The organism is Streptomyces mobaraensis NBRC 13819 = DSM 40847 (assembly GCF_017916255.1).
In the GTDB taxonomy this organism is placed as follows: Bacteria; Actinomycetota; Actinomycetes; order Streptomycetales; family Streptomycetaceae; genus Streptomyces; species Streptomyces mobaraensis.
In genome coordinates, this window is the sequence record NZ_CP072827.1 from 1,762,110 (window position 1) to 1,784,213 (window position 22,104).

The following is a 22,104-nucleotide window of genomic DNA, read 5'->3' on the forward strand; positions in this document are numbered from 1 at the left end:
CGCGGAATGCGGCAGTCTGGTGCCTCCGGGACGGACGACCGACAGCGGTGGGACGACAGCGGTGGGACGACAGGGATGACCGTGGACACGCAGACCGGACCGGACCGGCCGGACGACGGGCACACCGACGGCGGGCACTCCACCGGCGAACGCGCCGACGGGCCCGACGCGCTCGCCCGCGCCGTCCGCCGGCAGCTCGGGCTCGGCTCGCTGCTGCCCCTGGGGGACCCGGCCGACGGCGCCTGGATCACCGAGGAGGCGGTGGCCGGGGTGCTGCGCCGCGCGGCGCGCGGGGTGGCGGGCGTCCGGCTCGGCGCCCTCCGCGTCACGACGGCCGGAAGCGCGTCCGGTGCCGTACCGCCATCCGGGTTCCCCGCCCCGCCCGGCGCCCTCCCGCCGGGCCCGCTGCGCTGCGCCGCGGACCTGACGGCGGCGCTCGTCCCCGGCGCCGTTCCCCACGAGTTCGCGCACGGCGTCCCCCACGAGCCGCTGTACGAGACGGCCGACCGGTTGCGCACCGCGCTGTGGGCGGTCTCCGAGGAACGGCTGGGGCTGGAGTGGGCGGCGATCGACCTGAGGGTGACGGACGTCCTCGCCGACCTGCCGCCGGAAGGGAACGGGACAGCCGAACCGGATCAGGGAACTCCGGCCCCTCCGGCCCCTCCAGCCCCTTCATCCGCCGGCTCCGGACCCGCCGCCCCCGTGCGGGCCGCCGCGCTCGCCGTCCCCGGCGTGGCCCGCGAGCACGCGGTGCTCGGCGCGGGCCGCGACCCCGCCGCCCGGGTGCAGATCGCCGTCGCCGGCGGGCACCGGGCGGCCGACGTGGCCCGGGCGGTGCGCGGCGCGCTGGGCCCGGCGCCGGTCGCCGTGGTCGTCACGGCCGTCGACCCGACGGAGGCGGGTGCCGAGGGCCACCGGGCACACCGGCGCACGGTGGACCCGGGGGCGGTACGGCCGGGGTCACCGGGCGGGCCGGGGCGCGGGGGCGCGCCCTAGAATCCCGGACGTCGACTTCGAGGGGGGCGAAGCACGTCATGACGCACACGGGTCCACGCCGTCCGGGACCGCACTGGCCACCGCCCCACGTGCCGCCGCCCGGGCCGTGGCCGCCGCGACCGCCGCACCGGGCGCGTAGGGGCGGCTGCGTCGTGGGGGTGTTCGGCTCCGCCCGCCGCAGAGCGCGGGCCGTCTTCGCCGCTCCCGGTCCCGGCCGGGTCGAGGACCCGCTGGTCACCCGGGTGCAGTCGGTGCGCGCCCTGCTGGGCGCGCTGGCGACGTTCGGGCTGATCTCGGTCTACGGGGTGGACGGCGGCTGGTCGGCGGTGGTCGACGACGGGCTGAGCAAGCTGTTCCTGGCCCCCGTGGTGCTCATCGTGCTCGGCCCGGTCGTCGTCGCCTGCTTCATCTGGTACGCGCCGCGGCGCCACCGCCCGCTGCTGCGGTCGCGGCTGCGGCACCCGCTGAAGGCGGTCGGCTGGTACCTGGGCGCGGTCCTCGCACTGGTCGGCTGCGTGACCGGGTACTCCTACCTCAACGGCACCAGGGCGCTGGGCTCGGCGACCGGCCTGCTGGCGCTGGTCACGGGGCCGTTGGCGCTGTGGCTGATCCTGTTCCTCGTGTTCGCCTCCGGCTCGGCCGCCCGGTACGCGTTCAACACCGCCGATGTGCACGCGGCTCTGCCGGCGGTGCTCACGGTGGTGCTGGTGTGGGCGCTCGCCCTGCTCTCCCTGGGCGACGGGCTGCCGAACGGGCCGACGGCGATCCGGGCCGCCGCGTTCCTCGGCGGCCCGGTCTCGGTGACGGCCGTGGCCTTGTGGGAGCTGTGGTTCCTCAGGAAGCGGTACGGCGTACGGATACGCGGCTGACCGCCGGGCGGTGCCCCCCGGCGGTCACCTGCCGCCGGCCCCTACTCCCCCAGCCCCGCCAGATCCCGCAGCCGTCGCCCCTGGGCGGCGCGTTCGGCGGCGCGCTGGTCGTCGTAGGTGCGGCCGGCCGCGTCGCGGAGCAGGGCCTTGGTCTCGACGACCGCGTCGCGCGGGGCCGCCAGCAGGGCCGCGGTGAGGTCGGCCACCGCCGCGTCGAGTTCCGCGGCCGGGACGACGAGGTTGGCCAGGCCGGTGCGCTCGGCCTCCTCGGCGTGGACGAAGCGGCCCGTGGCGCAGATCTCCAGCGCGCGGGCGTAGCCGACCAGCGCGACGAGCGGCCGGGTGCCGGCCAGGTCGGGCACCAGGCCGAGGCTGGTCTCGCGCATGGCGAACTGCGCGTCCTCCGCGCAGACGCGCAGGTCGCAGGCGAGGGCGAGTTGGAAGCCCGCGCCGATGGCGTGGCCCTGGACGGCGGCTATGGAGACGATGTCGTTCCGGCGCCACCAGGTGAACGCCTCCTGGTAGCGGGAGATCTCCGCGTCCAGGTCGGCGTCCGTGCCGCGTGCCAGGTCGAGGAACGACGGCTCGCCGTCGAAGCCCTCGGGGGTGAACGCCTGCCGGTCGAGGCCCGCGGAGAAGGACTTGCCCTCGCCCCGGAGCACCACGACCCGCACACTGCCCGGCAGCAGCCGCCCGGCCTCGGTGAGGGCCCGCCACAGGGCGGGCGACTGGGCGTTGCGCTTGGCGGGATTGGTCAGGGTGACGGTGGCCACCGCGTCGTCCACGGTGAGCCGGACGCCATCCTGGTCGAGCAGGGCCTGCGGGGCGGTCATGGGAGCCTCCGGTATCGGCATGCAGTCGGCAGTAAGTGACTGCACAGTAACCACCCGGCCGGTCGAACGGCCGACCGGGTGGCACTGCCCATGCTTTCGGTACCCGACAGGTGCGCGGTGTCAGACCGAGGCGGCCTTCTTGCCGCGCGTCGCACCGCCGCGACCCCGCAGGATCACGCCGGATTCGCTGAGCATCCGGTGGACAAAGCCGTAGGAGCGGCCGGTCTCTTCGGCCAGCGCCCTGATGCTCGCACCGGAGTCGTACTTCTTCTTCAGGTCTGCCGCGAGCTTTTCGCGCGCGGCGCCGGTCACCCGGCTGCCCTTCTTCAGAGTCTCGGCCACCCGTGCCTCCTCATGGGAGATGCGCCTCTTGTCTCTCATGATCACCCCTTGCCGGGATCCTGGCCACCCATTCGGCAAGGTCGATGACAGAAGGTTTCCGCGATTCGGGCTGCCGAAGCCGGGCGGAACAGGCGATTCCGTCTCGCCGGGCCCGTACACCCGTCCGGGTGGCGGGAGAAAGCGGCAGGTCAGGACGGGGCAGGGGAGCACGGGAGCACATGGCACCCGGTGCCGCTTCCGGTGCGTGCGCCGGAGCGTTCCACCACACCGGAGGATGAGCCGCCCTCACTCAGATGAAGGATCACGCATCGGCCGAATGATCGGGACGGCACCGATCGCCGGTGATCGCCGGCCGCGATCGGCCAGGAGGCGGGGCGGCTCCGCGCGGACCGCCGGACCGCGGACGGGCCCGGGTGGGGGCCCGGGTCCGCGGACCGGATCAGGCCAGGGCCACCAGATCCGCGTAGTCCGGGCCCCACAGGTCCTCGACGCCGTCCGGCAGCAGGATGATGCGCTCCGGTTCGAGCGCGTCCACGGCGCCCTCGTCGTGCGTCACCAGGACCACCGCGCCCTTGTAGGTGCGCAGCGCGCCCAGGATCTCCTCGCGGCTGGCGGGGTCGAGGTTGTTGGTGGGCTCGTCCAGGAGGAGGACGTTGGCGGAGGAGACGACCAGGGTGGCCAGGGCCAGCCGGGTCTTCTCGCCGCCGGAGAGGACGCCGGCGGGCTTGTCGACGTCGTCGCCGGAGAACAGGAACGAGCCGAGCACCTTGCGGACCTCGACCAGGTCGAGGTCGGGCGCGGAGGAGCGCATGTTCTCCAGGACCGTGCGGTCCGGGTCCAGCGTCTCGTGCTCCTGGGCGTAGTAGCCGAGCTTGAGGCCGTGGCCGGGGGTGACCTTGCCGGTGTCGGGCTGCTCGGTGCCCGCCAGCAGGCGCAGCAGCGTGGTCTTGCCGGCGCCGTTGAGGCCGAGGATGACGACGCGGGAGCCGCGGTCGATGGCCAGGTCGACGTCGGTGAAGATCTCCAGCGAGCCGTAGGACTTGGACAGTCCCTCCGCCATCAGCGGGGTCTTGCCGCACGGCGCCGGGTCGGGGAAGCGCAGCTTGGCGACCTTGTCGGAGACGCGCTCGGCCTCCAGGCCGGCGAGCAGCTTCTCGGCGCGGCGGGCCATGTTCTGCGCGGCGACGGTCTTGGTGGCCTTGGCGCGCATCTTGTCGGCCTGGGAGTTGAGGGCGGCGGCCTTCTTCTCGGCGTTCTGCCGCTCGCGCTTGCGGCGCTTCTCGTCGGCCTCGCGCTGCTGCTGGTAGAGCTTCCACCCCATGTTGTAGACGTCGATCTGGGAGCGGTTGGCGTCCAGGTAGAAGACCTTGTTGACGACCGTCTCGACGAGGTCGACGTCGTGGGAGATCACCACGAAGCCGCCGCGGTAGGTCTTGAGGTAGTCGCGCAGCCAGGCGATGGAGTCGGCGTCGAGGTGGTTGGTCGGCTCGTCGAGGAGCAGGGTGTCGGCGTCCGAGAAGAGGATCCGGGCCAGCTCGACGCGGCGGCGCTGACCGCCGGAGAGGGTGTGCAGCGGCTGGCCGAGAATGCGGTCCGGCAGGCCGAGGCTGGCGGCGATGGTCGCGGCCTCCGCCTCGGCGGCGTACCCGCCCTTGGTCAGGAACTCCGTCTCCAGGCGCTCGTACTTCTTCATGGCCTTCTCGCGGGTCGCGCCCTTGCCGTTGGCCATGCGGTCCTCGTTCTCGCGCATCTTGCGGAGGACGCTGTCCAGGCCGCGCGCGGAGAGGATGCGGTCGCGCGCCAGGTCGTCGAGGTCGCCGGTGCGCGGGTCCTGCGGGAGGTAGCCGACCTCGCCGGAGCGGCTGATGGTGCCGGCGGCGGGGATGCCCTCGCCGGCCAGGCACTTGGTGAGCGTGGTCTTGCCCGCGCCGTTGCGGCCCACCAGGCCGATGCGGTCGCCCTTGGCGATGCGGAAGCTGGCGGACTCGATGAGGACGCGTGCGCCGGCGCGCAGCTCGATGCCGGAGGCGGTGATCACGGGACTACTCCTGGGCGGGTGGGACGGCGGTCGAGGGGAACACCTCCCGGTGCCGCGCGGGCCGGGGAGGGGGCGAACACTGCCGCGCGGGCGGCCGCGCCGTCTAATGCACGAGGAGAGAAGCCATGGGGAAGATTCTAACGGGGGCGGGCAAGCGGGTTTCCCGGGCGGACGGCGGGCCTCCCCGTTCCCGCGGGGCCGCCGCCCCGTTCCTCACTGTTTCGTCCGTCACACTCCGGGCAGCCCCTCCTGCGGAGGACGGCGGGGCCTACAGGCTCCCGAAAGGGCACAGAACGGGTGATTAACGGATACTCGGGGTGATGTCCCCGGGTGGAGAGGCGGTCGTGCATGCAGTTCGACGACGACGCGGATCTCGACACCTCGCAGGTGCAGGACGAGCGGGGCAGCCGGATCCCCGGCGGCGGGCTGACCGTCGGCGGCGGGGTGGTCGGGCTGCTCGCCCTCCTCGCCGGCCTCTTCTTCGGCATCGGCCCGCAGGAGCTGGGCCTGTCCTCGGGCGAGCCGGGCGGCACACCGTCCGCGAGCACGGACGCGCAGGTGGCGCGGGACTGCCGCAAGGGCCGGGACGCCAACACCCGCGAGGACTGCCGGATCGTCGGCGTCGTCAACAGCGCCCAGTCGTTCTGGAGCCAGGAGTTCGCCCGCCGCTCCACCGCCTACAGCCAGGCGCAGACGAAGCTGTTCACCGGCCGGACGAACACCGCCTGCGGGGCCGCGACCTCCGCCGTCGGCCCGTTCTACTGCCCCGGCGACCACAAGGTCTATCTGGACCTGGACTTCTTCAAGGAGCTCACGAGCAAGTTCGGCGCCCGCGGCGGACCGTTCGCCGAAGCGTACGTCGTCGCCCACGAGTACGGGCACCACATCCAGAACCTCACCGGCACGCTCGCCCGCTCCCAGGACCGCCGGACCGGCGCCGGCAGCGACGCGGTCAAGGTCGAGCTCCAGGCCGACTGCTACGCCGGCGTCTGGGCCCACCACGCGGCCACCACGCCCGAGCGGTCGACCGGCAAGCCGCTGCTCAAGCCGCTGACGCAGACGGACATCGAGGACGGCCTGTCGGCCGCGGCGGCGGTCGGCGACGACCGCATCCAGGAGAAGTTCCAGGGCCGGGTCACTCCGGAGAGCTGGACGCACGGCTCGGCGGCGCAGCGGCAGCAGTGGTTCACCACCGGGTACCGGACGGGGAACGTGGCCGCCTGCGACACGTTCCGCTAGCCGGGGACCCGCACACGCGAGGAGTGGAGTCAGCGCCATGTCCGACCTCAGCCACACCATCCGACCCACCGTCACCCCGGCCCTCCTCTACCGCGACGCCAAGGCGGCCCTCGCCCAACTGACCACCGCCTTCGGCTTCGTCCGGTCCGCGCTCTACGAGAGCGAGGACGGCACCGTGCTGCACGCGGAGCTCGTCCACGGCAACGGCATGGTGATGATCGGCTCCGCCGGGCGGGGCGGACCCTTCGCCGACGCGATGGCCGACGCGGGGCCCGCCGGGATCTACGTCGTGGTCGACGACGTGGACGCCCACTGCGAGCGGGCTCGGCGGCAGGGGGCGGAGATCCTGGTGCCGCCGGCCGATCAGGTGTACGGCGCGCGGGATTACCTGGCGCGGGATCTGGAGGGCAACCTCTGGACGTTCGGGACGTACGCGCCGTCGGGGCCGGAGGTTGCCGGGTAACGCCTGCGGCGGGCTGGTGCCCCGGTCCCGCCCCTTCGCCGATTCCTGGGGCGAGCCCCCAGACCCCCTGAAACCGCGCTCCGCGCGGTTGTCCTCAAACGCCGGACGGGCTGGATTTCCAGCCCGTCCGGCGTTTGAGGACGCGCGCCGCAGGCGCGCTCGGGGGTGCGAGGGCCTGCCCCCGCAAGAAACGGTGAATGGGGGTGCCCCCTCTGGGGGAGGGACCGGGGCACAGCCCGCCGCAGGCGCCCGCTCAGCTCCCCCCGCGGTGCACCTGGAACGCCGCCCGGCGAACCGCCTTCGCCAGCGCCGGATCGGGATGCGCGGCCGCCAGGGCGACGAGCACCTGCACCGTCCGCGGATGCCCCACCGCCCGTACCTCCGCCAGCAACGCCGGCACAGTCCCCTGCACCGCCGACTCCAGATGCCGCACGAGCAGCCGACTCTCCCCGTGGTCGGCGACGGCCGCCGCCGTGTCCACCCACAGCCAGGTCGCCTCCTCCCGGGTGAGGACCTCCGCGGCCTCCTCCGCGTCGTGCCCCTCCTGTTCGGCGAGCCACAGCAGGGCGTAGGGGCGCAGCATGGTCTCGTCGACGACGGCCCGGACGGCGGGTTCGGCGGGGGCGCCGACGGCCCGCAGCGCCTCGAAGGCGAGGCCGCGGACCAGGGCGTCGTCGCCCCGGGCCGCCTCCAGGAGTTCGGCGACGGCGCTGCGCACCGGCCGGGCGGCGAGCCAGGCGCGGTACTCGGCGCGGGCCGGGCCGGGGCTGAGGTCGGCGCAGCCGCGGAGCATGGCCTCGGCGGAGAGTTCGATGTTCCCGGCGGGGCTCTGGGCGGCGACGCAGATCTGTTCGAGCTTGACCCACACCGCCCAGTTGCCGAGCGGGGTGAGCACGGCCTCGGCGTCCGGTCCGGTGCCGCCGCGCACCACGAGCGCGCCGACCGAGGCCAGCCCGTCGAGCGCCCAGGCGAGCAGATCGGGCAGCGGTCCGGTGGACTCGGCGGCCCCGTCGCGGGGCGCCGGGACGGACCCGCGGGCCGGAACCGGCTCGGGGCCGTCGTAAGGGATCTCGCAGCGCTCGGCGCGGATCTCCGCGACGCGCTGCCGGAGCAGGTTGAGCAGCATGGCGACGGAGACCGGCCCGGCCGACAGGTGCATGACGGACAGCAGTTGCGGGGCCGCCTCGACGACCTCGGCGGCCACGGTCGGGTCGGTGCCGGCCGGTTCCGGGTGGGCGAGCGACCACGCGTCGAACAGGGCGACCCAGCCGCGCAGTACGGCGCTGTCGTCGCGGTCCCAGGCGGTCAGCCGCCAGCCGGCGCGGGCGCTGCCGCCGTGCAGTTCGAGCAGTCCGGCGAGCCGGGCGCGGTCCCAGTCGGCCTGTACCTGGCGGGGTGTCAGGTCGAGGGCGGCGGCGGCCCGCTCGGCGGTCGCCGTCCCGAGCACGCCGGCCTCGCCGGTCCCGTCGGCGCCCGTGCCGGGGCCTGGACCGGCCCCCCGGGCGTACTCGGCCGCCGCCCAGCGGGCCAGGCGGACGGCGCCGGTGAGTCCGGCTCTCGCCTGCCGGGCGAGTTCCGGACGGCCCGGGATGCCGGCGGGTGGCCGGGGTGCCGGACGGGAGCCTCGGTCGGCCACCGCCTTGCGGGCGGCGGCGATCGGCTGCCGGGGTACGAGTCTGAGCCGGGAGTCGCGCGGAGTACGGGACGTCACAGGAGCAGTCTTGCCGTTCACGCTCCGAAAACCCAATCGGAATCAACCATGCAGTCACCCATGCCCCCTGGTGGCGACCGGTGACCGCCTACACAAGGGGCGTCAGGAACCGCCTCAGGGACTCCTCGTAGCCCTTACGGTCCGCGTTCCACAGGGCCGCGTGGCCGGCGTCGCGGACGGTGCGCAAAGTGACCAGATCCGGACGGTGCGCGGCCAGGTCCCGGGAGCGCGTCCAGGGCGCGAAGGTGTCGTCCGGGCTGTGCAGGAGGAGGACGGGCACGGTCAGCCGGGCGGGGTCGGCGGCGGCCCGGAGCCTGCCCTGGTCCAGTCCGGCGCGCACGCGGGCGGCGTGCACCGCGAGCGGGCGCAGGGCGGCGGGGAGCCGGCGCGCGGCGAGGGCGTGCAGCGCGGCGTCCCAGTCGAGCACCGGCGAGTCCAGGACGAGCCCGCCGATGTGCGGCCGGACCTTCGGGTCGGCGGCGGCCAGGAGGGCCGCGGTGGCGCCGGTGGACCAGCCGTGCAGCACCACGTGCCGGGCCCCGCGCCGGACGGCCTCCTCGACGGCGGTGACGACGTCGCGCCACTCGGCGGCGCCGAGCCGGTCGAGGCCGTCGGCGGGCCGGGGGGCTCCGGGGTCGCCGCGGTGGGCGGCGACGAGCGCGGGAACCCGCGACCGGCGCCAGAACGGCAGCAGGGCCGCGGGGTGTTCGCGGGTGGCACCGAGCCCGTGCGCGGTGACGACGTGGGTGTCGCGGGCGCCGGGCAGGAACCAGGCGGGCAGCGGGCCGGTCTCCCCGGTCAGCTCGGCGTCCTCCAGGCCCTTGAGGTCCTCGGGATCCTTGAGGCCCTCGGGGAGGAACGCCTCGCGCGGGTCGCCGTGGAGGACCTGCGGGGTGAGCCGGACCCCGAGGCCGGGCCGGAGGACCCCCTGGGTGATCCGTTCGAGCCGGCGGACGACCCGGTCGGGCGGGTGCGAGACGTCGGCGACCGGCGGTCCGACGACGGCCCGCACGCCCCGGCCGGTGAGCCCGTAGGTGCCGGGACGGCAGGAGGCGGGGGTGCGGTCCAGGGTGACGGTGGCGTCGTCGACGTCCCGCACGGTGAGCCGGGGCTCGCCCGGAAGGGGCCGGTCCGGGCCGCCTCTCAGCAGGCCGTCGCCCGCGTACCGCCCCACGGCCAGGGCCGCCGCCCCGGCACCGATCATGGTCGCCGCTGTCATCGCCGTCGTCCGGACCAGATGCATCCCTCCAGTGTCCGCACGTGGGTGCGACGAGGCCAGTCGGCATGGACGGGCGGTCGGGTGATCGCGGAGTCCGTCGGGCGGCTGATCGCGGCGCCTCAGTCGCTCCGCCCCTGCCCGTACCCGCGCAGCTTCTCCCCCGCCTCCGCGAGCTGCCCGGCGTCGAGCAGCGTCGGGGTCCGCCCCGGCACCCCCGAGGCCGCGAGCCAGACGCGGCACATCCACTCCAGCTGGGCGGTGCGGTCGTACGCCTGCTCCAGGGTCGTCCCGTAGGTGAGGGTGCCGTGGTTGCGCAGCAGGCAGCCGGTGCGGCCGTTGAGGGCGGTGAGCGTGTGGCGGGCGAGTTCGTCGCTGCCGTAGAGGGCGTAGGGGGCGACCCGTACGGGTCCGCCGAGGGCCGCGGTCATGTAGTGGACCGGCGGCAGCTCCGTCACCAGGGTGGAGACGGCGGTGGCGTGGACGGCGTGCGTATGGACGATGGCCGTGGCGTCGGTGGAGCGGTAGACGGCGAGGTGGAGGGGGAGTTCGCTGGTGGGGGTGAGGCCGCCGGGCGCGAGAAGGCGGCCGTCGAGGCCGACGGCGACGACGTCCTCCGGCCGGAGCCGGTCGTACGGCACCCCGCTGGGTGTGACGAGGACCACGTCGCCGACCCGGGCGGACACGTTCCCCGAGGTGCCCACCACCAGGCCGTCCGCGACCGTCCTCCGGGCCGTGGCCAGCACCTCCGCCCGCTTCCGGGAGATCGTCCCGTCGTCCTTCGGATCCCTCATCGATGGCCCCCTCCGGTTCGCGTCACCATGGATCCCGTCCCAGTTCACCTTCCGTTCACCCGGAGTCCCTACGGTCGCCGCGTACTGACCACCGGACTGATTGCCTGGGTGAATGGAACACATCACGCTTCTCATCGGGATCGTGATCGTCACGGCCTTGGTGTTCGACTTTACGAACGGCTTCCACGACACGGCCAACGCGATGGCCACCACCATTTCCACCGGGGCACTCAAGCCCAAGGCAGCGGTGGCGATGTCGGCGGTGCTCAACCTCGTCGGCGCGTTCCTCTCCGTGGAGGTCGCCAAGACGATCTCCGGAGGCATCATCGACGAGACCGCCGGAATCCGACCAGAGGTGATCTTCGCCGGACTGGTCGGCGCCATCGTCTGGAACCTGCTGACCTGGCTGGCCGGCCTGCCCTCCAGCTCCTCGCACGCCCTCTTCGGCGGCCTGATCGGCGCGACCGTCGCCTCCGTCGGCTTCGACGCGGTCAACGGCGACAAGGTCGTCATGAAGGTCCTGATCCCGGCGGTGGCCGCCCCGATCGTGGCCGGCGTCTCCGCCTGGGCCGCGACCAGGCTCACCTACCGCCTGGCGCGCGACCGCGACGAGGCCGACACCGCCAAGGGCTACCGCGCGGGCCAGATCGCCTCCGCCGCCCTCGTCTCGCTGGCGCACGGCACCAACGACGCGCAGAAGACCATGGGTGTGATCACGCTCGCGCTGGTCACCGGCGGCGTCGTCGCCCCGCACTCCGACCCGCCGCTGTGGGTCGTCGTCTCCGCGGGCCTGGCCATCGCGCTCGGCACCTACCTCGGCGGCTGGCGCATCATCCAGACGCTCGGCAAGGGCCTCACCGACATCCGCCCGGCGCAGGGCTTCGCCGCCCAGACCGGCGCCGCGACGGTGATCCTCGCCTCCTCGCACATCGGCTTCGCGCTCTCCACCACGCAGGTCTGCTCCGGCTCGATCATGGGCGCGGGCCTGGGCCGCAAGGGCGGCGTCGTCCGCTGGTCGACCGCCGGCCGCATGGTCGTCGCCTGGTGCCTCACGCTGCCGGCGGCCGGTCTGGTCGCGGCGGGCGCGGCGCTCCTCGCCGACCAGGGCACCTGGGGCGTGACGGCGGTGGCCGTGCTCGGCCTGGCCGTCAGCGGCGCGATCTGGCTGGTGTCGCGGCGCGAGCCGGTGACGCCCGACAGCGTCCAGGAGCCGGAGTCCGCCGTTCCGGCCGAGCCGGTCGGTGTCGTCACCGCCGCCCTCCAGGCCGTCGCCCCGCCGCCGGCGGGTCCGGTGGCCCCCTCGACCGTCACCCCCGAGCCCGCCCCGGCGCCCGCCGTGGCCGCGACCAGCTGAGGAATCCGCCATGCACATCGACTGGGCAGCTCTGGGCCAGGTCTTCGGCGTCAGTCTCGCGATGACCGTGGGGCTGGTGGGGGCCTTCACTCTCGGGATCGTGGGGACGTCGCCGGCGCGGGACGGGAAGTCCGCGTCCGCGGTGGTGCGGACCGGCGCTTACGCGGCGTTCGCGCTGTGTGCGGCGGCTGTGGGGTACGGGATCTATCTGATCGTCGCGTGAGGTTGCCCCTGACCCGCCCTTTCTCCCCCAGCTACCGCTGGGGGAGAAAGGGCGGGTCAGGGGCCCACCCACCGCGAGTTGACGCCCGCTCGCGGGCCGTGGTGGACTGCCGAGGCCAAACGGCGACACACAGAGGAAGCCGGTGAGAATCCGGCGCGGTCCCGCCACTGTCACCGGACGCCCGCCACCCGCGGGGCCCGTCCGGAAGCCAGGAGACTCTGGGTCGCCGGTCACGTCGAACCAGGGCGCGGACCCTGAGTGAGGACACCAGAAGACATGCGCGGCCGCCGCCGATCACCCGACGCCCTCCCGACCCGATCCCCCCGAGGCGCGACGGCGGTCTGAGCCGATGCGTACGGGTACGTCACGTCCCGTCGGTTTCGCGTGCGGCGCCGCGCTCGGCTTCCTCGCCGACCTCGTGGCCGCCGACCCCCGCCGGGGCCACCCCGTGGCCGCCTTCGGCCGGGCCGCGCAGGCCGTCGAACGCCGCTTGTGGGCCGATCACCGCGGCCGCGGCGCCCTGCACACGGCCGTCTGCGCGGGCGGCGCCGTGGCCGCCGCCACCCTGCTGGCCCGCGCCGTGCACCGATCGCGCAAGACCGACATCGCGCTGACCGCCGCCGCCACCTGGGCCGTCCTCGGCGGCACCTCGCTCGGCCGGGAGGCCCGGGCCATCGGCGGCGCGCTCGCCGCCGGCGACCTGGAGGTCGCCCGGGAGCGGCTGCCACACCTGTGCGGGCGCGACCCGCGGTCCCTCGACGCGCAGCAGATCGCCCGCGCCGTCGTCGAGTCCGTCGCCGAGAACACCTCCGACGCGGTCGTCGGCGCCCTCGTCTGGGGCGCGTTCGCCGGGGTGCCGGGCCTGGTCGGCTTCCGCGCCGTCAACACGCTGGACGCCATGGTGGGCCACAAGTCGCCCCGCTACCGCCGCTTCGGCTGGGCCTCCGCCCGGCTCGACGACGTCGTCGGCTGGCCCGGCGCCCGGCTCACCGCCGCCCTCGCGATCGTCGCCGGCCCGGACCCGCGCCGCGCCTCGCGCGTGGCCCGCCGCGACGCCGCCCGGCACCCGAGCCCCAACGCCGGCCCGGTGGAGGCCGCGTTCGCCGGCGCCCTGGGCGTCCGCCTCGGCGGCACCCTCGCCTACGGGGGCCGCGTCGAGCACCGTCCCGTCCTGGGCGCGGAGTTCCGCCCGGTGGCGACGGCGGACATCGAACGGGCCGTGCGGCTGTCGCGGCGGGTGTCGCTGCTCGCCCTCGGCGTCGCGGTCGCCGGCCGGTGGGCGGTCTCCCGAGCGTGCCGCGTGGGCAGATTCGAAGCGGGATCCATGACGGGGAGGAAGCGTGGCTGAGTCGGGCGGGGGCGGTCTGCTGGTCGCGGGGACGACCTCCGACGCGGGCAAGAGCGTGGTCACGGCGGGCATCTGCCGCTGGCTGGTCCGCCGGGGCGTCAGAGTGGCGCCCTTCAAGGCGCAGAACATGTCGCTGAACTCGTTCGTCACCCGCGAGGGCGCCGAGATCGGCCGCGCCCAGGCCATGCAGGCCGCGGCGGCCCGCGTCGAGCCGACCGCGCTGATGAACCCGGTGCTCCTCAAGCCCGGCGGCGACCGCAGCAGCCAGGTCGTGCTGATGGGCAAGCCGGTCGGCGAACTGAGCGCCCGCGGCTACCATTCCGGCCGCCAGGAGCAGCTGTTCGGCACGGTCACCGACTGCCTGGCGGAGCTGCGCCGCACCCACGACGCGGTCATCTGCGAGGGCGCCGGCAGCCCCGCCGAGATCAACCTGCGCCGCACCGACATCGTCAACATGGGCATCGCCCGGGCCGCCCGGCTGCCCGTCGTGGTGGTCGGCGACATCGACCGCGGCGGCGTCTTCGCGTCGTTCTTCGGCACGACCGCGCTCCTCTCCCCCGAGGACCAGGAGCTGATCGCCGGTTACGTCGTCAACAAGTTCCGCGGCGACGTCTCGCTCCTGGAGCCGGGCCTGGAGATGCTGCGGGGCCTCACCGGCCGCCGGACGTTCGGCGTGCTGCCGTTCGCGCACGGCCTCGGCATCGACGAGGAGGACGGCCTGCGGGTGTCGCTGCGCGGCGCGGTCCGCGAGTCGGTCGTCGCGCCGCCGTACGGCGAGGACGTCCTGCGGGTCGCCGTCTGCGCGATCCCGCTGATGTCCAACTTCACGGACGTCGACGCGCTGGCCGCCGAACCCGGCGTCGTCGTCCGCTTCGTGGACCGGCCGGAGGAGCTGGCCGACGCGGACCTCGTCGTCGTCCCCGGCACCCGCGGCACCGTCCGCGCCCTCGCCTGGCTCCGCGAACGCGGCCTCGCCGACGCGCTCGCCCGGCGCGCCGCCGAGGGCCGCCCGGTGCTCGGCGTCTGCGGCGGCTTCCAGCTCCTCGGGGAGCGGATCGAGGACGAGGTGGAGTCCCGGGCCGGTGTCGTCACCGGCCTCGGACTGCTCCCGGTCCGCGTCCGCTTCGCGCCGGAGAAGACGCTGGCCCGGCCGGTGGGCAAGGCGCTGGGCGAGCACGTCGAGGGGTACGAGATCCACCACGGCGTCGCCGAGGTGACCGGCGGCGACGAGGAGTTCCTCGACGGCTGCCGCGTGGGCGCGGTCTGGGGCACCCACTGGCACGGCTCCCTGGAGAGCGACGGCTTCCGCCGCGCCTTCCTCCGCCGGGTGGCCCGGCAAGCGGGCCGCCGCTTCGTCCCCGCCCCGGACACGTCCTTCGCCGCGCTCCGCGAGGAGCAGCTCGACCGTCTCGGCGACCTCATCGAGGAACACGCCGACACGGAGGCGCTGTTGCGCCTGATCGAGGACGGGGTCCCGGCGGGGCTGCCGTTCATCCCGCCGGGGGCGCCGGCGGCGGCGGGGGCACCGGCGCACGAGCGCCGCGCATCCACGGCCGAGGCCGACGGCCACACCCGGGAACCCGCCGCGGGGGCCGGAGGCTCCCCGCACGACGCCGACGCGGGAGCCGGGGGCTCCGCCCGCCACCCCGATGCGGAAGCCGGACGTGCAGCCCGCCACCCCTCCCGGGGGCCCGGGGGCTCCGCCCCCGAAGAATCGGTGAATGAGGAGTCCCCCCTTCGGGGGAGGGACCGGGGCACCCCCCTCCCCTCGCCCCGTCCAGCGACACCCTCCGAAGGAGCGATCACCGCATGAGCACTCCGTACCCCTTCGCCGCCATCGTCGGCATGGACAGCCTGCGGCTGGCGCTGCTCCTCAACGCCGTCTCGCCGTCCGTCGGCGGTGTGCTCGTGCGCGGTGAGAAAGGCACGGCCAAGACGACGACCGTCCGCGCCCTCGCCACCCTGCTCCCCGAGGTCGGGACCCACACCGACTGCCGTTTCGCCTGCGATCCGGCCGCCCCGGACGCCACGTGCCCCGACGGCCCGCACGAGGACGGGACCCGGTTCGTGCGCCCCGCGCGGATGGTCGAACTGCCGGTCGGCGCCTCGGAGGACCGCCTCGTCGGGTCGCTCGACATCGAGCGCGCCCTCTCCGACGGCGTGAAGGCGTTCGAGCCCGGCCTGCTGGCCGCCGCGCACCGGGGCGTGCTGTACGTCGACGAGGTCAACCTCCTGGGCGACCACCTCGTCGACTCGCTGCTCGACGCGGCGGCGACCGGCGCCGCCCACATCGAGCGCGAAGGCGTCTCCGTCCGCCACGCCAGCCGCTTCCTCCTCGTCGGCACCATGAACCCCGAGGAAGGCGAGCTCCGCCCCCAACTCCTCGACCGCTTCGGCCTGACCGTCGAGGTCGCCGCCTCCCGCGAGACCGACGAGCGCGTCGAGGTCGTCCGCCGGCGGCTCGCCTTCGACGAGGATCCGGCCGCGTTCGCCGCCAAGTGGGCGGCGGAGGAGGACGCGCTGCGGGAGCGCATCGCCGCCGCCCGCGCCCTGCTGCCGAGCGTGCGGCTCGGGGACGGCGCCCTGCGCCGGATCGCCGCCGTGTGCGCCGGCTTCGAGGTGGACGGCATGCGCGCCGACATCGTGACGGCCCGCACCGCGACCGCGCTCGCCGCCTGGGCCGGCCGTACGGACGTCGTCACCGACGACGTCCGGCAGGCGGCCCTGCTGGCCCTCCCCCACCGCCGCCGCCGCAACCCCTTCGACGCGCCGGGCCTCGACGAGGACAAACTCGACGAGATCCTCCGGCAGTTCGAGGAAGAGGACGAGGAGAACCAGGGCGAGGACGGCGATCCGCAGGGTCCGGACGACGACGGCCCGGGCGGCCCGGACGGTCCGGGCGACGGCGGCCCCGGCGACGGCGTACCGCCGCAGGAGACCACTCAGGAGGCGACCGACGCCGGGAGCGACACCGGCTCCGCCGCCGACCTGCCGCCCCAGCGCGAGCAGCCCGCCGCCGACTCCCCTTCCGCGCAGGAGGGTTCGGCCCCCGGAGCCGCACCCGAGGCCGCTCCCGTCGCCGCCGCCGACCCCTTCCGCACCCGCAAGTTCGACGTGCCCGGTCTCGGCGAGGGCGCGGCCGGCCGCCGCTCCCGGGCCCGTACCGCGCACGGCCGGACGACCGGAGCCCGCCGCCCGCGCGGCACGCTGACCCGGCTGCACCTGGCCGCGACGCTCCAGGCCGCCGCCCCGCACCAGCGGGCGCGCGGCCGGGCGGGCCGCGGCCTCGTCGTCCGCCGGGACGACCTGCGCGAGGCGGTGCGCGAGGGGCGCGAGGGCAACCTCGTCCTCTTCGTCGTCGACGCCTCGGGCTCGATGGCGGCCCGCAAGCGGATGAGCGCGGTCAAGGGCGCCGTCCTGTCCCTCCTCCTGGACGCCTACCAGCGCCGCGACAAGATCGGGATGATCACCTTCCGGGGTTCCGGCGCGGATGTGGCGCTGCCGCCCACCTCGTCGGTGGACGCGGGCGCCGCCCGGCTGGAGAAGCTGCCGACGGGCGGCCGGACGCCGGTGGCCGACGGGCTGCTGCGGGCGCGCGAGGTCCTGCGGGTGGAGCGGCTGCGCGATCCGTCGCGGCGCCCGCTCCTGGTCGTGGTGACCGACGGCCGGGCGACGGGCGGCCCCGAGCCGCTGGTCCGGGCGTCCCGCGCGGCGGGGCTGCTGGCGGCCGAGGGTACGGCGTCGGTGGTCGTCGACTGCGAGGCCGGGCCGGTCCGTCTGGGCCTGGCGGCCGAGTTGGGGCAGTCTTTGCGGGCGCCGGTCGTCACGCTCGACGAACTCCGGGCGGACACCGTCACCGCACTCGTCCGTACCGTCCGCACCACCACCGCCACGACCAGGGGAGCCGCGTAATGCCCAAGGGACAGCCGACCGTCGTTCCGGACGACGGTCTCACCACGCGCCAGCGCCGCAACCGGCCGCTCGTCTTCGTGCACACCGGCATCGGCAAGGGCAAGTCGACGGCCGCGTTCGGGCTCGCGCTGCGGGCCTGGAACCAGGGCTGGCCGATCGGGGTGTTCCAGTTCGTGAAGTCGGCGAAGTGGAAGGTCGGCGAGGAGAACGCGCTGCGCGTGCTGGGCGCCTCCGGCGAGGGCGGGTCCGTCGACTGGCACAAGATGGGCGAGGGGTGGAGCTGGATCCAGCGCGACCCCAAGGACGGGGAGCTCAGCAACGAGGAGAAGGCGCGCGAGGGCTGGGAGCAGGTCAAGCGCGACCTGGCCGACGAGCGCTACAAGCTGTACGTGCTCGACGAGTTCGCGTACCCGCTGCACTGGGGCTGGATCGACACGGCCGAGGTGATCTCGGTCCTCGGGGACCGTCCCGGGACGCAGCACGTGGTGATCACCGGCCGCAACGCGCCGCAGGAGCTGGTGGACTTCGCGGACCTGGTCACCGACATGTCGAAGGTCAAGCACCCCATGGACACCGGCCAGAAGGGCCAGCGGGGCATCGAGTGGTGACGTCCGCGCACTCCGTTCCACGACTGGTCATCGCGGCCCCCGCGTCCGGCACCGGGAAGACGACGGTGGCCACCGGTCTGATGCGGGCGTTCGCCGACGCGGGGCTGGCCGTGTCGCCGCACAAGGTCGGCCCGGACTACATCGACCCGGGCTACCACGCGCTGGCGGCCGGCCGCCCGGGCCGCAACCTCGACGCGTTCCTGTGCGGCCCGGAGCGGATCGCCCCGCTGTTCCTGCACGGCGCGGCGGGGGCCGAACTCGCCGTCATCGAGGGCGTGATGGGCCTGTTCGACGGCGCGAGCGGCCGAGGCGAGCTGGCGTCGACCGCGCACGTGGCGAAGCTGCTGCGGGCGCCGGTGGTGCTGGTGGTGGACGCGTCGTCGCAGTCCCGCTCGGTGGCGGCGCTGGTGCACGGCTTCGCCTCCTGGGACCCGGAGGTGCGGGTCGCGGGCGTCATCCTCAACAAGGTCGGCTCCGACCGGCACGAGGCGCTGCTGCGCGAGGCGCTCGGCGGCGCCGGCGTGCCGGTGCTGGGCGCGCTGCGCCGCGCGGCCGACGTGGACACGCCCAGCCGGCACCTGGGTCTCGTCCCGGTGGCCGAGCGGCGCGCGGAGGCGCTGGACGCGGTGGCCGCGCAGGCGGCGCGGGTACGGGAGGGCTGCGACCTGGACGCGCTGCTGGCGCTGGCGCGGAGCGCGCCGCCGGTGCCGGGGCCGGTCTGGTCGCCCGAGGCCGCTCCGGCAGCGGGTCCCCGCCCGGTGATCGCGGTCGCCGGTGGCCCGGCGTTCACCTTCTCGTACGCCGAGCACACGGAACTGCTGACGGCGGCGGGCGCGGACGTCGTCCCGTTCGACCCGCTGCGCGACGAGAAGCTGCCGGCGGGCACGGCCGGTCTGGTCGTCGGCGGCGGCTTCCCGGAGATGTACGCGCCCGAGCTGTCCGCCAACGAGCCGCTGCGCGCGGCGGTCTCGGCCCTCGCGGCGACGGGGGCGCCGGTGGCGGCGGAGTGCGCGGGCCTGCTGTACCTGTCCCGCTCCCTGGACGGCCGGCCCATGTGCGGCGTCCTGCCCGGGGAGGCCCGGATGACGTCCCGGCTCACCCTGGGCTACCGCGAGGCCGTCGCCCTCGCGGACTCGCCCCTCGCGGCGGCGGGGACGCGGGTGCGCGGCCACGAGTTCCACCGCACGATCGTGGAACCGGGCGCGGGCCCGGCGCCCGCCTGGGGCTTCACCACCCCCGAACGGCGGGTCGAGGGGTACGCGGCCGGGGGTGTCCACGCGTCGTACCTGCACGTGCACTGGGCGGGGGCGCCCGGGACGGCGGGCCGGTTGGTGGCGGCGGCGCGTTCCGGTGCCTGAACCGGTGTACGTGGGGCTGGGCGCGCGGCCTGGGGTGTCGGCGGACGAGGTGGTGTCCCTGGTCCGTCAGTGCGTGCCGGCCGGGTGCCGGGCCGTCGTCCTTGCGACGCTCGCTGCCAGGGCGGCGGAACCGGGGGTCGCGGGGGCGGCGGCTCGGCTCGGCGTACCGGTGCGGTCGTACGAGGCCGCCGAGCTTGCCGGAGTCGCCGTTCCGCACCCGTCCGCGGTCGCCGGCGCGGCGGTCGGCACGCCCTCTGTCGCCGAGGCGGCGGCTCTGCTGGCGGCGGGCGCGGGGACGGTTCTACTGGTGCCGAAGGTGGTGTCGGGGCGAGTGACGTGTGCGGTGGCAGGGTGAGGTGTGCCCCGGTCCCGCCCTTTCACCGTTTCCTGGGGCTGCCGCCCCAGACCCCGCTTTTCGCGGCTTCGCCGCTCGTCCTCAAACGCCGGACGGGCTGGATATCACGCCCGGGCGCACCATTCAGCCCGTCCGGCGTTTGAGGACAACCGCGCGGAGCGCGGTTTCGGGGGTGCGGGGGCCCGCCCCCGCAAGAAACGGCGAAAGGGCGGGACCGGGGCGCCTCACAGCACATCCTCGATCCTGATCGGCAACCGCCGAACCCGCACCCCCGTCGCATGAAACACCGCATTGGCAATAGCCGCGGCCGTCCCCGGAATGCCGAGTTCACCACACCCCTTGGTGCCATTGGGATTCGTGGGATCGGGACGCCCGACGAAGCGGACGTCGAGGCGCGGAATGTCGGCGTTCACGGCGACGAGGTAGTCGCCGAGCGTGGGATTGGCGATGCGCCCGGTGTGCGGTTCGGTGACGGTCTCCTCCAGGAGGGCCATGCCGATGCCGCCGACCGTGCCGCCGACGAGCTGGCTGCGGGCGGTCTTCTCGTTGAGGACGCGCCCGCAGTGCGCGGCGGTCACCAGGCGGGCGACCCGGATGACGCCGAGGTCCCGGTCGACGTGGACCTCCGCGAACTTGGCGGCGTACGGGCCGGTGGGGACCACCGCGCCGTCCTGGCCGGGCGATTCGGCCGAGCCCTCGGCGGACAGCGCGTCCCGCCCGTGCCGGGCGAGGATCGCCGTGTACGCCTCGCCCCGGCCGTCGTCGGTGCGCACGATCCGGCCGTCCTCGGCGCGGACGGCGTCCGACGCGACGCCCCGCAGGGGCGATTCGGCGTCGTCGCGGACGAGGTCGAGGAAGGACCGCAGCAGGTGCCGGGAAGCGGTGTGGACGGCGGTGCCCATGGCGCCGGTGAGGCCGGAGCCGCCGGCGGAGGGCGCCGCGGGGAGGGAGCTGTCGCCCATCACCATGCGCACCCCGTCCACCGGCAACCCCAGCAGTTCCGCCGCGAGTTGGGTCATCACCGTGTACGTGCCGGTGCCGAGGTCCATGCCCGCGCTCTCCACCACCGCTCCGCCGTCCGCCCTGACGGTGACACGGGCGGCGCAGTCGGCCTGGTAGAAGAAGAAGGACGTGCCGGCCATGCCGTAGCCGATCAGCGTCCGGCCCCGGCGCATGGAGCGCGGCTCGGGGTCGCGGCGCGCCCAGCCGAACATCTCGGCGCCGGTCTCGTAGCAGGCGCGCAGGTCGTTGCTCGACCACTGCTGTCCGGTGATCGGGTGCTCGTCGGCGTAGTTGCGCCGCCGGAGTTCGAGCGGGTCCATGCCCAGTTCGTGGGCGAGTTCGTCCAGCGCGCACTCCAGCGCGTAGTTGCCCTGGGCGTCGCCCGGGGCGCGCATGGAGCCGGGGGCCGGGACGTTGAGGCGGACCTGGACGTCACGGGTAGTGATGTTGGGGCTGGCGTAGGAGGACTGGGAGGTGTGCGAGACGGGCTCGTAGTTGCCGTCCGCCATCGAGAGGGACTGCCACGCGCGGTGTTCGAGGGCGGTGATCCGGCCGTCCCGGGTGGCGCCGATCCGTACGGTCTGCTTGGTGTCGGGCCGGTGCCCCACGGAGGTGAACATCTGCTTGCGCGTCAGCGCCAGTTTCACCGGCCGCCCCACCTGCCGCGCCGCGACGGCGGCGAGCACGGTGTGTCCCCAGGTGCGCAGCCCCGCGCCGAAGCCGCCCCCGAGGTAGGGCGCGAGGACGCGGACGGCCTCCGGTGGCACGCCGAGCGTCGCCGCGAGGTCGGCGCGGGTGCGGGAGGGGCCCTGGGTGCAGTCGTGCACGGTGAGGTGGTCGCCCTCCCAGCAGGCGACCGTCGCGAACGGGCCCATGGGGTTGTTGGTGTTCGCCGCCGTGCGGTACGTGCGCTCGACGCGGACGGGCGCGGCCTCCAGGGCCTTGTCGACGTCGCCGGTTTCGCCGTCGGTCCCGAACGGGTCCTGGTCGTGCTCGGCGTCCGGGTGGTCGAGGTCGGCGACGGGCGCGTCCGCCGCGTACTCGACCCGCACCAGCCGGGCCGCCTCGGTGGCCTGCTCGAAGGTGTCGGCCACCACGACCGCGACGGTCTGGCCGTGGTGGCGGATCCGGTCGTCCCGCAGCGGGGGCGGCGGCAGCGACGAGGACCGGTCGGGCGCTTCGTGCAGGACGGGGACGTTCTGGTGGCTGATCACCGTGAGCACACCGGGGGCGGCCTCGGCCGCCGCCGTGTCGAGGGCGGTGATCCGGCCGGCGGCGATCGTGCTCTGGACGAGGACGGCGTGGGCGAGGCCGGGGTACGCGGCGTCGGTGGCGTACTCGGCCCGGCCGCCGGTCTTCACCCGGGCGTCGACGCGGTCGATGCCCTCGCCGAGGCGTGCCGGTGTGGTCGTGCTCATGATCGCTCCTCCGGCGCCGGTGTGG

19 protein-coding genes and 1 riboswitch are annotated in these 22,104 nt (G+C 75.0%); of the genes, 12 read left to right on the forward strand and 7 right to left on the reverse strand.

All coding sequences use genetic code 11. The features are described 5' to 3' along the window. Window positions 1–81: 81 nt before the first annotated feature. Both J7W19_RS07075 and J7W19_RS07080 read left to right on the forward strand, forming a co-directional pair. A complete protein-coding gene (locus J7W19_RS07075) occupies window positions 82–996 on the forward strand; it encodes a hypothetical protein (RefSeq protein ID WP_233478074.1) in 915 nt (304 codons plus the stop codon). A gap of 152 nt (window positions 997–1,148) precedes the next feature. After that, a complete protein-coding gene (locus tag J7W19_RS07080; protein WP_004955672.1) occupies window positions 1,149–1,865 on the forward strand; it encodes a hypothetical protein in 717 nt (238 codons plus the stop codon). A 41-nt stretch (window positions 1,866–1,906) separates the two neighbouring features. Here the strand turns inward: J7W19_RS07080 and J7W19_RS07085 are convergent, their stop codons facing one another. The 3 genes from J7W19_RS07085 to J7W19_RS07095 all read right to left on the reverse strand — a co-directional run bounded on the left by J7W19_RS07085 (window position 1,907) and on the right by J7W19_RS07095 (window position 5,078). Then, window positions 1,907–2,698: an enoyl-CoA hydratase/isomerase family protein gene (locus tag J7W19_RS07085; RefSeq protein ID WP_004955674.1), complete on the reverse strand. Its 792-nt coding sequence runs from the start codon at window positions 2,696–2,698 to the stop codon at window positions 1,907–1,909. Window positions 2,699–2,818: 120 nt separating this feature from the next. Then, entirely contained in the window at window positions 2,819–3,040 is a 222-nt protein-coding gene (locus J7W19_RS07090) for a helix-turn-helix domain-containing protein (protein ID WP_004955677.1), read from the reverse strand. 439 nt (window positions 3,041–3,479) lie between these two features. Further along, window positions 3,480–5,078: an ABC-F family ATP-binding cassette domain-containing protein gene (locus J7W19_RS07095; protein ID WP_004955679.1), complete on the reverse strand. Its 1,599-nt coding sequence runs from the start codon at window positions 5,076–5,078 to the stop codon at window positions 3,480–3,482. Window positions 5,079–5,426: 348 nt separating this feature from the next. On the opposite strand from J7W19_RS07095, the gene ypfJ reads away from it, so the two are divergent. After that, window positions 5,427–6,317, forward strand: coding sequence for a KPN_02809 family neutral zinc metallopeptidase (gene ypfJ / locus J7W19_RS07100; protein WP_004955683.1), 891 nt, complete (start codon window positions 5,427–5,429; stop codon window positions 6,315–6,317). Window positions 6,318–6,354: 37 nt separating this feature from the next. Beyond that, window positions 6,355–6,780: a VOC family protein gene (locus J7W19_RS07105; RefSeq protein WP_004955686.1), complete on the forward strand. Its 426-nt coding sequence runs from the start codon at window positions 6,355–6,357 to the stop codon at window positions 6,778–6,780. A 253-nt stretch (window positions 6,781–7,033) separates the two neighbouring features. On the opposite strand, the gene J7W19_RS07110 is transcribed toward J7W19_RS07105, so the two are convergent. The 3 genes from J7W19_RS07110 to J7W19_RS07120 all read right to left on the reverse strand — a co-directional run bounded on the left by J7W19_RS07110 (window position 7,034) and on the right by J7W19_RS07120 (window position 10,501). Beyond that, on the reverse strand, window positions 7,034–8,491 hold the full coding sequence (locus J7W19_RS07110) for a hypothetical protein (RefSeq protein WP_004943209.1): 1,458 nt from the start codon (window positions 8,489–8,491) through the stop codon (window positions 7,034–7,036). A gap of 88 nt (window positions 8,492–8,579) precedes the next feature. Beyond that, window positions 8,580–9,734, reverse strand: coding sequence for an alpha/beta hydrolase (locus J7W19_RS07115; protein WP_040889345.1), 1,155 nt, complete (start codon window positions 9,732–9,734; stop codon window positions 8,580–8,582). Between the two features lie 95 nt (window positions 9,735–9,829). Further along, on the reverse strand, window positions 9,830–10,501 hold the full coding sequence (locus J7W19_RS07120; RefSeq protein WP_004943213.1) for a class II aldolase/adducin family protein: 672 nt from the start codon (window positions 10,499–10,501) through the stop codon (window positions 9,830–9,832). 112 nt (window positions 10,502–10,613) lie between these two features. On the opposite strand from J7W19_RS07120, the gene J7W19_RS07125 reads away from it, so the two are divergent. The 8 genes from J7W19_RS07125 to J7W19_RS07160 all read left to right on the forward strand — a co-directional run bounded on the left by J7W19_RS07125 (window position 10,614) and on the right by J7W19_RS07160 (window position 19,659). After that, the gene (locus tag J7W19_RS07125) at window positions 10,614–11,855 is read left to right on the forward strand and encodes an inorganic phosphate transporter (RefSeq protein ID WP_004943216.1); all 1,242 of its coding nucleotides are present in this window, start codon (window positions 10,614–10,616) and stop codon (window positions 11,853–11,855) included. Between the two features lie 10 nt (window positions 11,856–11,865). Next, window positions 11,866–12,078 (forward strand): hypothetical protein, encoded by a 213-nt coding sequence (locus J7W19_RS07130; protein WP_004943219.1) that lies wholly within the window; start codon window positions 11,866–11,868, stop codon window positions 12,076–12,078. A gap of 132 nt (window positions 12,079–12,210) precedes the next feature. Beyond that, a riboswitch (cobalamin riboswitch) is annotated at window positions 12,211–12,297 on the forward strand. Between the two features lie 130 nt (window positions 12,298–12,427). Then, window positions 12,428–13,426, forward strand: a complete 999-nt coding sequence (locus tag J7W19_RS07135; RefSeq protein ID WP_004943224.1) for a cobalamin biosynthesis protein — start codon at window positions 12,428–12,430, stop codon at window positions 13,424–13,426. Further along, complete coding sequence (locus J7W19_RS07140; protein WP_004943226.1) at window positions 13,419–15,239, forward strand: cobyric acid synthase; 1,821 nt, start codon at window positions 13,419–13,421, stop codon at window positions 15,237–15,239. Before J7W19_RS07135 ends, J7W19_RS07140 begins: the two co-directional genes overlap by 8 nt. Further along, complete coding sequence (locus J7W19_RS07145) at window positions 15,236–17,338, forward strand: putative cobaltochelatase (RefSeq protein WP_004943229.1); 2,103 nt, start codon at window positions 15,236–15,238, stop codon at window positions 17,336–17,338. Before J7W19_RS07140 ends, J7W19_RS07145 begins: the two co-directional genes overlap by 4 nt. Next, window positions 17,338–17,946: a cob(I)yrinic acid a,c-diamide adenosyltransferase gene (gene cobO / locus J7W19_RS07150; protein WP_004943233.1), complete on the forward strand. Its 609-nt coding sequence runs from the start codon at window positions 17,338–17,340 to the stop codon at window positions 17,944–17,946. Before J7W19_RS07145 ends, cobO begins: the two co-directional genes overlap by 1 nt. Beyond that, window positions 17,940–19,304 (forward strand): cobyrinate a,c-diamide synthase, encoded by a 1,365-nt coding sequence (locus J7W19_RS07155; protein ID WP_004943237.1) that lies wholly within the window; start codon window positions 17,940–17,942, stop codon window positions 19,302–19,304. Before cobO ends, J7W19_RS07155 begins: the two co-directional genes overlap by 7 nt. Beyond that, window positions 19,297–19,659, forward strand: coding sequence for a cobalamin biosynthesis protein (locus J7W19_RS07160; RefSeq protein WP_040889346.1), 363 nt, complete (start codon window positions 19,297–19,299; stop codon window positions 19,657–19,659). Before J7W19_RS07155 ends, J7W19_RS07160 begins: the two co-directional genes overlap by 8 nt. A 224-nt stretch (window positions 19,660–19,883) precedes the next feature. On the opposite strand, the gene J7W19_RS07165 is transcribed toward J7W19_RS07160, so the two are convergent. Beyond that, window positions 19,884–22,079 (reverse strand): xanthine dehydrogenase family protein molybdopterin-binding subunit, encoded by a 2,196-nt coding sequence (locus J7W19_RS07165; RefSeq protein ID WP_004943243.1) that lies wholly within the window; start codon window positions 22,077–22,079, stop codon window positions 19,884–19,886. Window positions 22,080–22,104: the final 25 nt, after the last annotated feature.

Coding starts and splice junctions, on each gene's coding strand:
- J7W19_RS07085 (WP_004955674.1), bottom strand. CDS start 2,698: ATGACCGCCCCGCAGGCCCTGCTCGACCAGGATGGCGTCCGGCTCACC.
- ypfJ (WP_004955683.1), top strand. CDS start 5,427: ATGCAGTTCGACGACGACGCGGATCTCGACACCTCGCAGGTGCAGGAC.
- J7W19_RS07105 (WP_004955686.1), top strand. CDS start 6,355: ATGTCCGACCTCAGCCACACCATCCGACCCACCGTCACCCCGGCCCTC.
- J7W19_RS07115 (WP_040889345.1), bottom strand. CDS start 9,734: ATGCATCTGGTCCGGACGACGGCGATGACAGCGGCGACCATGATCGGT.
- J7W19_RS07120 (WP_004943213.1), bottom strand. CDS start 10,501: ATGAGGGATCCGAAGGACGACGGGACGATCTCCCGGAAGCGGGCGGAG.
- J7W19_RS07125 (WP_004943216.1), top strand. CDS start 10,614: ATGGAACACATCACGCTTCTCATCGGGATCGTGATCGTCACGGCCTTG.
- J7W19_RS07130 (WP_004943219.1), top strand. CDS start 11,866: ATGCACATCGACTGGGCAGCTCTGGGCCAGGTCTTCGGCGTCAGTCTC.
- J7W19_RS07135 (WP_004943224.1), top strand. CDS start 12,428: ATGCGTACGGGTACGTCACGTCCCGTCGGTTTCGCGTGCGGCGCCGCG.
- J7W19_RS07145 (WP_004943229.1), top strand. CDS start 15,236: ATGAGCACTCCGTACCCCTTCGCCGCCATCGTCGGCATGGACAGCCTG.
- cobO (WP_004943233.1), top strand. CDS start 17,338: ATGCCCAAGGGACAGCCGACCGTCGTTCCGGACGACGGTCTCACCACG.
- J7W19_RS07165 (WP_004943243.1), bottom strand. CDS start 22,079: ATGAGCACGACCACACCGGCACGCCTCGGCGAGGGCATCGACCGCGTC.